Annotated in this window: 10 protein-coding genes and 1 riboswitch; of the genes, 3 read left to right on the forward strand and 7 right to left on the reverse strand. The window is 69.1% G+C overall.

The window, feature by feature from the left end:
- Window positions 1–24 precede the first annotated feature (24 nt).
- Both IG04_RS0140710 and pth read left to right on the forward strand, forming a co-directional pair.
- Entirely contained in the window at window positions 25–531 is a 507-nt protein-coding gene (locus IG04_RS0140710) for a DivIVA domain-containing protein (RefSeq protein ID WP_030482095.1), read from the forward strand.
- Window positions 494–1,084: an aminoacyl-tRNA hydrolase gene (pth, locus tag IG04_RS0140715; protein ID WP_030482096.1), complete on the forward strand. Its 591-nt coding sequence runs from the start codon at window positions 494–496 to the stop codon at window positions 1,082–1,084. Before IG04_RS0140710 ends, pth begins: the two co-directional genes overlap by 38 nt.
- A gap of 4 nt (window positions 1,085–1,088) precedes the next feature.
- On the opposite strand, the gene IG04_RS0140720 is transcribed toward pth, so the two are convergent.
- Window positions 1,089–2,702, reverse strand: a complete 1,614-nt coding sequence (locus IG04_RS0140720) for a fatty acyl-AMP ligase (RefSeq protein WP_030482097.1) — start codon at window positions 2,700–2,702, stop codon at window positions 1,089–1,091.
- A 100-nt stretch (window positions 2,703–2,802) separates the two neighbouring features.
- On the opposite strand from IG04_RS0140720, the gene IG04_RS48855 reads away from it, so the two are divergent.
- Entirely contained in the window at window positions 2,803–4,107 is a 1,305-nt protein-coding gene (locus IG04_RS48855) for a DivIVA domain-containing protein (RefSeq protein WP_338043687.1), read from the forward strand.
- A gap of 6 nt (window positions 4,108–4,113) precedes the next feature.
- On the opposite strand, the gene IG04_RS0140735 is transcribed toward IG04_RS48855, so the two are convergent.
- The 6 genes from IG04_RS0140735 to rsmA form a co-directional block, all read right to left on the reverse strand.
- On the reverse strand, window positions 4,114–5,883 hold the full coding sequence (locus IG04_RS0140735; RefSeq protein ID WP_030482098.1) for an ABC-F family ATP-binding cassette domain-containing protein: 1,770 nt from the start codon (window positions 5,881–5,883) through the stop codon (window positions 4,114–4,116).
- A gap of 64 nt (window positions 5,884–5,947) precedes the next feature.
- Window positions 5,948–6,910 carry a 4-(cytidine 5'-diphospho)-2-C-methyl-D-erythritol kinase gene (locus IG04_RS0140740; RefSeq protein ID WP_030482099.1) on the reverse strand — a complete coding sequence of 321 codons (963 nt, stop codon included), beginning with the start codon at window positions 6,908–6,910 and terminating at the stop codon, window positions 5,948–5,950.
- A gap of 57 nt (window positions 6,911–6,967) precedes the next feature.
- A complete protein-coding gene (locus IG04_RS0140745; RefSeq protein WP_030482100.1) occupies window positions 6,968–7,765 on the reverse strand; it encodes a MetQ/NlpA family ABC transporter substrate-binding protein in 798 nt (265 codons plus the stop codon).
- Window positions 7,766–7,793: 28 nt separating this feature from the next.
- Entirely contained in the window at window positions 7,794–8,477 is a 684-nt protein-coding gene (locus IG04_RS0140750) for a methionine ABC transporter permease (protein ID WP_030482101.1), read from the reverse strand.
- Window positions 8,474–9,472 (reverse strand): methionine ABC transporter ATP-binding protein, encoded by a 999-nt coding sequence (locus IG04_RS0140755; RefSeq protein WP_030482102.1) that lies wholly within the window; start codon window positions 9,470–9,472, stop codon window positions 8,474–8,476. Before IG04_RS0140755 ends, IG04_RS0140750 begins: the two co-directional genes overlap by 4 nt.
- 221 nt (window positions 9,473–9,693) lie before the next feature.
- A riboswitch (SAM riboswitch) is annotated at window positions 9,694–9,787 on the reverse strand.
- 252 nt (window positions 9,788–10,039) lie between these two features.
- Complete coding sequence (rsmA, locus tag IG04_RS0140760) at window positions 10,040–10,870, reverse strand: 16S rRNA (adenine(1518)-N(6)/adenine(1519)-N(6))-dimethyltransferase RsmA (protein ID WP_030482103.1); 831 nt, start codon at window positions 10,868–10,870, stop codon at window positions 10,040–10,042.
- Between the last annotated feature and the right edge of the window lie 367 nt (window positions 10,871–11,237).

Genomic DNA, 11,237 nt, shown 5'->3' on the forward strand with positions numbered 1-11,237 from the left:
CCTCACAAGGGGGGTGGCGCGCCGTTGCCGTACCTGCGGCCCGCGGACGTCCGGTCGAAGACCTTCCGCCGTAAGCGGCAGGGTTACGACCCGGACCAGGTGAACGAGTTCCTGCAGATCATCGCCGACGCCCTGGCCGGTCGTCTCCGCCTCAATCCGGACCACGTGCGCACCGTCAGGTTCGCCACGGTCCCGAACGGCTACGACCCGCTCAGCGTCGACGGCGTCCTGCACCTGCTGGAGTTCCAGGTCCGTAACGGCATCGTGCCACCGACGGGCCTGAGCACCGGCGAGGACCTGTACGCACGCAAGCTCCCCAAGTCCAGCACCGGTTACGATCGTGCCGAAGTCGACGCCTTCGTCATCCGTGCCGCGGCCAACCTGGACGGCCGGGGTGCCATGACCTCCACGGAGGTCCGCAACACCCGGTTCAGCACCACGTCCGGCCTGCTGGGCAAGGGGTACCAGGTGCAGGCCGTGGACACGTTGCTGGATGATCTCGAGCAGGAGTTGCGGTTCCGTGGACGCTGACCTCGCCCTCATCGTCGGGCTGGGCAACCCAGGCCCCAGGTACGAGGGCAACCGTCACAACATCGGCTTCCTGGTCCTCGACGAACTGGCCGCCCGCGTCGGCGGCAAGTTCAAGGCCCACAAGTCAGGCGCCGAGATCGTCGAAGGCAGGCTGAGCGGCCACCGGGTGGTGCTCGCCAAGCCGCGCAGCTTCATGAACCTCTCCGGCGGCCCCGTCGCGAGCGCCGTGAAGTTCTTCAAGCCCACCACCATCGTCGTGATCCACGACGAGCTGGACCTCCCCTTCGCCGCCATCCGCATGAAGTTCGGCGGCGGCGACAACGGCCACAACGGACTCCGCTCCATCACGAAGTCGCTGGGCACCAAGGACTACCACCGCGTCCGCTTCGGCGTGGACCGCCCGTCCGGCCGCCAGGACCCGGCCGACTACGTCCTGAAGGACTTCTCGACCGTCGAGCGCAAGCAGCTCGCGCTGGAGATCGACCGGGCGGCGGACGCGGCAGAGGCCCTCGTGACCAAGGGCCTCGAAGCCGCGCAGAACAGCTTCCACTGAGCCGCTAGACCAGAGCGGCCGCCGCGGACCGCCTGAGCTTGCCGGACGGCGTCTTCGGCAGCGTCCCCGGCGGCTGCACCACCACCGCGAACGGCCGCAGCCCCACGGCGTCCACAACCCGAGCCGTGACCTGCTTGGCCAGATCCTTCTCGGCCTCGGCGTCCCCGGCCAGCTTCGACTCCACCACGACGGCGAACCGTTCGCGCTGCGTCCCGGCGTCCAGTCGCACGGCGACGGCGTTGCCGGCGCGCACCCCGTCCACCGAGCAGGCGGCACGCTCCACATCGGTCGGATAGATGTTCCGGCCGCCCATGATGATGACGTCCTTGCGGCGCCCGCAGACGACCACCTGGCCGTCCTCCACCACGTAGCCGAGGTCCCCGGTGGACAGCCACCCTTCGGCGTCCTGTGTCGCCAGTGGACCGTTCACGGTCAGGTAGCCGGGGGTGACGGCCTCGCCGCGGATCTGGAGCTCACCGACGTCCCGGACGCCCAGCACCTCACCGGAGTCCGACACCACCCGCAGTTCCAGCCCCGGCAACGGCGGCCCGAGCAACGGGAACGCGCGTCCGTCCGGAGCGGGCACGGCCTTCTTGTCCGCCTCCACCGCGTCGGCGTCCACCACGTCCACCGACAGTCCGGTGAACAGAGGCGCGAAAGCCACACCCAGAGTGGTCTCCGCCATGCCATAGGCCGCGAGGATCGACTCGGGCCGCAGCCCGAACCGCGCCCCGGCGTCCACGAACGACTGCACGGCCGCCGGGTCGATCGGCTCGGCGCCGTTCAGCGCCAGCCTCAACGAGGACAGGTCGAAGGAATCGGACGAGGAAGCGAGCCGGCGCGCCACGATCGCGTAGGCGAAGTTCGGCGCGGCCGTGATCGTGCCGCGGTACCGGGTGATCAGGTCGGCCCACAACGTCGGGCGGGACAGGAAGTCGACGGGTGTGACCTTCACCAGTTCCAGACCGAACAGCATCGGGACGGTCAGGAACCCGACCATGCCCATGTCGTGGAACAGCGGCAGCCACGAAACCATGACGTCAGAGGCGGGATCCAGCGCCGCCGCGACGCGCATGCCCTCGGCGTTCGACATGAGATTGCGGTGCGTGATGCGCACCGCCTTTGGATCGGCGGTCGATCCACTCGTCAACTGCAGCAGTGCCGTGGCATCCTCGGGGGTGGGAACAGGAGCAGCGATCGGTTCCGCATCGAGTTCGGAGAGCAGTTTGTAGGGCACTCCGTGCTGGTCAAGGACGGCAGCCAGGGCATCGAACGGGCTGCCGAGCAGGACCAGGTGCGAATCGATCATGGCAAGCACCCGCAGCGTGTCCTCGGCCCACTCGGCCAGGTCGGTGCGTGGTGTGGGTTGATGCAACATCGTGACGCTGCCACCACACAGCCATGCGGCCTGCACGGCTGGGGCGATCACGGCTGGTTCGGCGGCGAGCACGGCGATCGCGGTGCCCGGCGCCACGTCGAGCGCACCGGCCATCCGCCGGGCGCGTTCGTGCACCTCGGCCCAGGTTCGACGGACCGGCGCGGCGGGTTCACCCGTCGTCATGCCCCTGTCCCCGCCGCTGGAGGCCGTCGCCAGCATCACATCCACGAACTGACTCATGTTCGCGATCGTAGTGGCGCCGTTTGGTCCATCAGGGCGAAACGTTATGCCACACGAAACGCGATACTCCCCAGTACAGGTACGCAGGAGGAGGTCATTGGTGGATCGGGGCGGCCCCGGAGCGCAACATCGTCTACCCGCGCATCCGGCACCTCTGCTCTCCGCGCAGGACGTGGCCCTGGTCGCGTTCCACCGTCCCCCGCAAGGTCAGCGCGGGTACGACGCGGCTGAGGTGGACGCGTTCCTCGACCGGGTCGAGGGCACCATGAAGAGCAAGGACATCCTCACGCGTGAAGACGTGCTCAACGTCAAGTTCAGCACGGCTACCCGGGACCCGGGCTACGACGTGAACGAGGTCAACGTCTTCATGGAACTCGTGGCGGACACACTGCGGTCCACTCCGCAACGCCGGCAGGCCTCAGCGCCCGCCCAGGGCGCGCATGCCACGTCGCAGGCGATGAGACCCGCGGTGCGGTTGTCGCCCGACGACGTGGCCGCTGTGCGCTTCCACAAGCCAAGACCGGGGACGCGCGGCTACCACGAGGGACAGATCGACGCGTTCCTCGACCGCATCGAGCAGACCCTGCGTGGCAGGGACAACCTGACCGCGCAACAGGTGCAGGACGCCGTGTTCGGCGAGACCGCGCCCGGCACGTTCGGCTACGACGAGGAGGACGTCGACACGTTCCTCGACCTCGTGGTGCTGATGTTCGAGACCGCGCCACCGCCCCGCAACCCCGGCCCTCCGACGACGCAGCTCCCGCAGCAGCAGCAACGGCCGCAGCAGCGTCGTCCGCAGCCGGAACCGCGCCCGCAGCAGCACCAGCAGCTTCCGCCCGCCCAGCAGCCCGCGCTGCAGAAGGCCATCGACTCGCCGAAGCTCACCGCGGCGGACATCCGCAACATCGCGTTCCACCGCCCTCCCCGTGGCCGCCGCGGCTACCAGGAGTCCCAGGTGGACGCGTTCCTCGATCGCATCGAGGCGACGCTGCTCGGCCAGGACAACCTGACCTCGAAGGACGTCCGCGACATCAGGTTCTCCCGCCCGTTGATAGGCCGGCGCGGCTACGACGAGACCGAGGTGGACGGGTTCCTCGGCCAGATCGAGCAGCAGCTCTCCGGACCGGTGCGCAGCAGCATGCCGTCGGTCAAGTCGTGGAAGGACCTGCGCCAGCTGCGGATCCCGCAGGCAGCGTCCGGGCAGCGCGGCTACCGCACCGCGCAGGTCGACCGGATGCTGGAGGAGATCGGCGTCGCGCTCGACGGCATGCTCGGGGCGACCGCCGACGAGGTCATGAAGGCGCGCTTCAGCTACGCGCTGCTCTCCGGCCAGGGCTACGACACGTCGTTCATCGACGAGCTGCTGCCCCTGCTCGCCGCCGAACTGCGCCGCAAGGGCAAGTAGACGCCGTCAGCCCTCGACGGCCTCGGCCGCGGCCATCCACTGAGCCTCCACGTCGGACTCCTCCGCCAGCACGGCACGGAGCTCGGCGTCGAGCTTCAGCAGCCTGGCGGAGTCGGTCGCGGCGTCGGCGAGCGCCGCGTGCAGCTCGGCTTCCTTCTTGTGCAGCACCTCGAGGCGCCGCTCCAGCCGTGCCAGCTCCTTGCGGGCGGCACGCTGGTCGGCGGCGTTCGAGGGGGCCTTGTCCGCGGTCGCGCCGACGGCGGACTCCCTGTCGCGCATCGAGTCGCGGCGCTTCAGGTACTCCTCGATGCCGCCGGGCAGCTCGGTCAGCCCGCCGTCGCCGAACAGCGCGACGACCTTGTCGCACACGCGCTCGACGAGGTAACGGTCGTGCGAGATCACGACGAGCGTGCCGGCCCACGAGTCGAGCAGGTCTTCCAGCTGCTGCAACGTGTCGATGTCCAGGTCGTTCGTCGGTTCGTCGAGCAGCAGGACGTTCGGCTCGGCCATGAGCAGCCGGCACAGCTGCAGCCGGCGCCGTTCGCCACCGGACAGGTCGGAGACCGGCGTCCACTGCTTCTGCGACGAGAAACCGAACCGCTCGCCCAGCTGCGACGCCGACATCTCGTACTTGCCGAGCACGACGCGCCGCGCGATCTCCTCGATCGCCTCCAGCACGCGCATCGACCCGTTGAGGTCGAGCAGCTCCTGCGAGAGGTGCGCGATCTTGACCGTCGACCCCTGGATCCGCTTGCCCGTCTCGGGTTCGCGCTCACCGGCCAGCAGCTTCAGCAGCGTCGTCTTGCCGGACCCGTTGACGCCGACGAGCCCGATCCGCTCGCCCGGTCCGATGCGCCACGTCAGGTCGCGTACCAGCACCCGGTCCGGAATGGACAGTGTGGCGTCCTCGACCTCGATGACCGTGCGGCCCAGGCGCTTCTTCGCGAACGCCAGCAGCTCGACGTTGTCCCGCAACGGAGGCACGTCGGCGATCAACGCTTCCGCCGCCTCGATCCGGTAGCGGGGCTTCGAGGTGCGCGCGGGCGCGCCGCGGCGCAGCCAGGCGAGTTCCTTGCGCGCCAGGTTCTGCCGCTTCTCCTCCAGCGTGTCCGCGAGCCGCTGCCGTTCGGCGCGCGCGTAGATCCAGTCGGCGTAGCCGCCCTCGTACTGCTCGACCTTGCCGTTCACCACTTCCCACGTGCGGTTGCAGACGGTGTCGAGGAACCACCGGTCGTGGGTGACGACGACGAGCGCGCACCTGCGGGCCAGCAGGTGCTCCGCGAGCCACCGCACGCCCTCGACGTCGAGGTGGTTGGTCGGTTCGTCCAGCACGAGGAGTTCGAGGTCCTGGATCAACGCCGCCGCGAGCACGACCCGGCGCCGCTCGCCACCGGACATCCGCGACACCACGGAGTCGAGGCCCAGCGCTGTGATGCCGAGTCCGTCCAAAATGGACCGGACGCGGGCGTCGGCCGCCCACTCGTGCTCGGCGTCGAACCCGAGCGGGTCGATCACCGCGTTGCGCACGGTCGACCCGTCCGGCAGTTCGGTCCGCTGCGTCACGACGGCCATCCGCAGGTCGCGCGACCGCGACACGCGGCCGTCGTCGGCGGGCTCCACCCCGGCCAGCACCTCGAGCAGCGTCGTCTTGCCACCGCCGTTCAGGCCGACGACACCGATGCGGTCGCCGTCGTTGACGCCGAGCGACACGTCGTCGAGCAGCGGCCGGACGCCGAACGACTTCGACACGGACTCCAGGTTGACCAGGTTGGCCATCAAAACCTCACGACTAGTAAGAAACTGCCCGATGCAGGCTACCCAGCAGGAGCGAAGCCCTCGGTCACGCGTGTACCTCGGGCGGCGTCGGCTTGGGCTCTTCAGTCGCGATCACGCGCGCTCCGGGCACCGGTCCGTGCGCCACGCGCACCGTCCGGCACACACCGGCACCGGCAAGCTCAGCGGCCACGCGGACCGCCGTGTCGCCGTCCTCACACAGGAACGCCGTCGTGGGGCCGGAACCGGACACGATGCCGGCCAGCGCGCCTGCGTCGACACCCGCGCGGAGCGTCCGGCGCAGGTTCGGGCGCAGCGAGACCGCGGCGGCCTGCAGGTCGTTGCCCAGCAGCAGGGCGAGCTGCCTCGGGTCACCGGAGGACAGGCCCTCCAGCACCGCCTCGACCGCGCCGACGCGCGGCGGATCTCCGTCCGCGCGCAGGCGGTCGAGCTCGTCGAAGACGTCCGGAGTGGACAGTCCGCGGCGGTCGAACGCCAGCACCCAGTGGAACTGGTGGCGGCCCAGCACGGGCACGATCCGTTCGCCGCGGCCGGTGCCCAGGGCGGTGCTGCCGTAGAGGGCGAAGGGGACGTCCGCGCCGAGCTTCCCGGCCAGTCCGGCCAGTTCGTCGCGGCTGATGTCCAGGCGCCACAACGACGACAGGCCGACCAGCGCCGCCGCCGCGTCCGCGCTGCCACCCGCCATGCCGCCCGCGACGGGGATGGCCTTGCGGATGACGACGCGGACCTTGGGGTCGTCCGCGTCCTTGCCGACGTGCGTGGCGAGCAGCTGGACCGCACGCCAGGCGAGGTTCGAGGCTCCGGTGGGCACCTGGTCGGCGCCCTCGCCGTGGACCTCGACGCCTGGCTCGTCGGCGACCGCGACCGTGACCTCGTCGACCAGCGACAGCGCCTGGAAGATCGTCACCAGGTCGTGGTAACCGTCCGGGCGCACGTCACCTACGGCCAGGTGCAGGTTGACCTTGGCCGGGACGCGAACTGTGACCGGGGGAGGAACGACTGCGAGCACCATGTCAGCGTACGGGCGTTCTGGGGTCCCGGACTCCTCCCCCGGTCACTGTCACGGTCAGACCGGGATGACCGAGCCGCTGAAGGTCTGCTTGATGTAGTCCTTGACCTGCTGTGATCCGAGCAGTTCCGCCAGGTCGCGGACGCGCTTGTCGTCCTTGAGCTCGGTGCGGGTGACCAGGCCGTTCGCGTTGGGGTTGCCCTCGGCCTTCTCCAGCGCGAGCGAGTCGGTGGCCGGCTTGAGGCCCGCGTCGATGGCGTAGTTGCCGTTGATCACGGACGCGTCGGTGTCCTCCAGCGACCTGGGCAGCTGGGCGGCCTCCAGGGGCACGAACTGCAGGTTCCTGGGGTTCTCCGCGAGGTCGCGCACGGTCGGCTGGTCGACGGCCTTGAGCTTGATCAGGCCGTTGGCCTCCAGCAGCTTCAGGCCGCGGGCCTCGTTGGTGGCGTCGTTGGCCACCGCGATCTTGGCCCCGTTCGGGAGCTCGTCGAGCTTCTTGACCTTCTTCGAGTACAGGCCGAGGGGCTCGACGTGGACCGGCTGCACCCACTCGACCTTCGCGCCGCTCTCGTTGGTGAACGTCTCCAGGTAGGGGACGGTCTGGAAGTAGTTGGCGTCGAGCGACCCGTCGACCAGCGCCGTGTTCGGCTGCACGTAGTCGGTGAACTCGACGACCTCGATCTTCAGGCCCTTCGACGCGGCGAGGTTGTCGGCCACGTACTTGAGGATCTGGGCGTGTGGAACCGGCGAGACGCCGACCTTCAGCGTGTCGGACGCATTGGCGCCTGACGAGCAGGCGGACAGAGCAGTCAAACCGGTCAAAGCAACTGCGATCAGGGCAGCACGAATACGCATGACGTTCCTTTTGAGAAATTGCTACGGGTCAGACGGAGGCGTGCCGGCGCCGGTCGGCGGCAGCGGCGGCACGGGTGAAACCGAGCTGGATCACGGTGGTGAGCACGGCGAGCCACGCCACGGTGCTCCACAGGATCCGGTCGTTGAAGCGCTGGTAGCCCTCGCGGATGGCCAGGTCACCGAGGCCACCGCCACCGATCACGCCCGCCATCGCCGAGTACCCGATCAGGGCGATCACGGTGACGCCGATGGCGTTGATCAGCGCGGGCAGCGACTCGCGGATGAGCACGCTGCGCACGATCTTCAACGTCGAGGCGCCGGTCGTGATCGCGGCCTCGACCACGGTCACGTGCACCTCGGACAGGATGTTCTGCACGAGCCGCCCGACGAACGGGATCGCTCCCACGGCCAGCGGCACGATGACCGCCGTACTGCCGATGGAGCCGCCGACGACGAGGCGGGTGACCGACGTGAGCGCGACGAGCAGCACGATGAACGGCATCGAGCGGCCCAGGTCGGTGACGAAGCCGAGGACCCTGTGCACCGCGGCGTTCGGCCGCAACCCACCCTTGGCGGTGAGCTGCAGCCAGACACCTACGGGAACTCCGAAAACAGTGGCGATGACGGTCGAGACGCCGACCATGTAGAGCGTCTCGCCGGTGGCCTCGACGAGGAAGCTGACGACGTCGGACCAGGGTGTTGCAGACCTCACGCAGCTACTCCCTGGGGGCCCTTCAAGGACCTCTGCACGGAGCCGCCGGCCTCACCGATCCACTCCAGAGCGGAGTCCGAGCGCTCGCCGTTCAGGCCGAGCCGGAACCGCGCGACCGGGGTCTCGCCCAGCCGCGTGAGGCCGCCACCGACGATGTTCAGCTCGACGCCGAACCGGTGCGAGGCCTCGGGCAGCAGCGCACCGACCGCGGCGAACCCGACGAGCACGACGTCCGCGACGCGGTCGTAGCTGCTCTCGTTGATGGGGTTCAGGTCGACGGCGGGCAGCAGCGCACTGCTCGTGCGGCTCGCGACGTCGTTGACCAGGTCGAGCACCTTGCCGTGCTCGACGACGCGGCCCTGCTCCAGCACGGCGACGTCATCGCAGATCTTCCGGACCACGCCCATGTCGTGCGTGACGACAAGCACGGTCACACCCAGCTCGGCGCGCGCACGGTCGAGCACCGCCAGCACGGAACCGGTGGTCTCCGGGTCCAGGGCGGACGTGGGCTCGTCGGCGAGGAGAACGCTGGGGTTGGCCGCGAGGGCGCGCGCCACGGCGATGCGCTGACGCTGCCCGCCGGACAGCTGGTCGGGGTACGAGGCGGCCTTGTCGGTGAGCCCGACGAGGTCCAGCAGTTCGCCGACCCTCGTTCGACGCTGCGGTCCGGGAATGCCCGCGGACTCCAGCGGCAGTGCGATGTTGCCGGCCGCCGTGCGCTGACGGAGAAGCGAATCCCCTTGCGGCACAACGCCGATCTGGCGGCGAGCGGCCCTGAGGGCCGACCCGTCGAGGCTGGTGATGTCAGTGCCGTCGACGCGGATCGCACCCGAGTCGGGACGCTCCAGCAGCGCGACGCAACGAGCGAGCGTCGACTTGCCGGCGCCGCTCGGGCCGACCACGCCGAGCACGGTGCCGGACTCGACGTCGAGGGTCACGCCGTTGAGGGCACTGACGCCCTGGAAGGACTTGGTGAGGTTTTCGACAGTGATCACGTCTGCTCCACGGCTGCGCGCGACGGCACACAATCCGTTCGCGACGGACGTGCGCGGTCGAGGTTTCTGCTCAGATGTGTGCGCCACTCGATGACTGAGTGCGCGTCAGAGGACTTTGAGAAGGCGCCTTAGACGAGGTGGCGACGACATGCAGAAGACGAGCGACGGCACTGGTCGATGACTCGACGGCGCGTCAGCATTCGCACGGTACCCATGGTGCTCCTCCATCGGTCCTGGCGTTAGCACCTGCCCGCATCCAGCGGGTGGTTGCTGCGACGTCGTAGAGCCAGGTCTCTCAGTCGCTCCGGATGGCAAGTAGCAGTCAACCGGACGGACGTTCGGTTGCGCAAGCCAAAACCGGATTCGTTCGACAGATCACACTGTTGGCCGATGGATCCCCGGCCAAGGGCCTGTGTCGAAGTCTGGTTCGATGGGAGCCGCGCTTGAGGTGGTTCCTGGTGGTGCGGCCGGATGGCCCGCATACCGGTGTTGTATGTGGGTCGTCCGGCCGTGCCGCCAGGGGCCGCCTCGGGCCCGGCTATCGCGGACCGGACTTCGACACAGGCCCTAGACCTCGGCAATCCGGATGAAGTCGATCACGCTCAGCTGCTCGCCTCTGACCTGGGGATCGATGCCCGCTTTCTCGAGCAGCTCGTCGATGTTCCCTGGGTTGCCGGCCCAGCCCTTGAGCGCGGCCCGCAGCGTCTTGCGGCGCTGGGCGAACGCGGCGTCGACGATCTGGAAGAGCTTCTTGCGATCCACTGTGGACAGCGGCTTTTCGTGCCGCTGGAACGAAACGAGCCCCGAGTCGACGTTGGGCGCGGGCCAGAACACGTTCTTGCCGACCGCGCCGGCCTTCTTCGCCTCGGCGTACCAGGCAAGCTTCACGCTGGGCACGCCGTAGATCTTGTTGCCGGGCTTGGCCGCCATGCGGTCGGCCACCTCCGCCTGAACCATCACCAGCCCCTTCTGCAGGCTGGGGAGCTCGGCCAGGAGGTGCAGCACGACCGGGACCGCGATGTTGTAGGGCAGGTTCGCCACGATCGCGGTGGGGTGCGCCGGCAGGTCTTCTTGGGTGACTTTCATGGCGTCCTTGAGGACGACGTGGAGCTTGCCTGCGTTCTCCGGGTCCATCTCCTGGACCGTTTGCGGGAGGCGGTGGGCCAGGGGCGGGTCGATTTCGACCGCGACGACTTTTTTGGCGCTGGGGAGCAGGGCAAGGGTCAGGGAGCCCAGGCCTGGGCCTACCTCCAGGACTATGTCGTCTTGGGTCAGGCCTGCTGCGGTGACGATCTTGCGGACGGTGTTCGGGTCGTGCACGAAGTTCTGGCCCAGCTTCTTGGTCGGGCGGATGTCCAGCTCTGCGGCTAGACGGCGGACTTCGGCAGGTCCCAGCAGGCTCACTTGGGCATTCTCTCAGGCTTGGTGGTGGAGGGGTGGGCTGGGACCTTGCTGGTGGGTGCCGGTGGGGCACCTGGGCGCCTGGCGAGTCGGCTTGCTTGGGCGGGCGGGGTGGGGGCGTGCGGGTCGGTTTGCGTGGGCGTGTCGTGTTCCAGCGGGGTGGTCGCCTGCCGTGCGAGTGGTCGCCTTGCGTGGGTGGCCGGGCGGGCAGTACCGGGCCGGTGCCGGTCATCGCCGCTTCGCGTCGATAGCGGTTGGGGCTTGACCTTGAGCCTCTGGCGGGATGCTTGACGGCCGGAAAAGGGCCGGGCTGAAAAGCGCCCGGCCGTGCCCATGAGGGGAGCATCCCGCCCACTCAAGGTAA

It is taken from the genome of Lentzea albidocapillata, assembly GCF_000719115.1.
Taxonomy (GTDB): Bacteria; Actinomycetota; Actinomycetes; order Mycobacteriales; family Pseudonocardiaceae; genus Lentzea; species Lentzea albidocapillata.

Bases quoted from the DNA above. Each gene is read 5' to 3' on its own strand.
- IG04_RS0140745 (WP_030482100.1), bottom strand. From the start codon at position 7,765: ATGCGTATTCGTGCTGCCCTGATCGCAGTTGCTTTGACCGGTTTGACT.
- IG04_RS0140720 (WP_030482097.1), bottom strand. From the start codon at position 2,702: ATGAGTCAGTTCGTGGATGTGATGCTGGCGACGGCCTCCAGCGGCGGG.
- IG04_RS0140735 (WP_030482098.1), bottom strand. From the start codon at position 5,883: ATGGCCAACCTGGTCAACCTGGAGTCCGTGTCGAAGTCGTTCGGCGTC.
- pth (WP_030482096.1), top strand. From the start codon at position 494: ATGATCTCGAGCAGGAGTTGCGGTTCCGTGGACGCTGACCTCGCCCTC.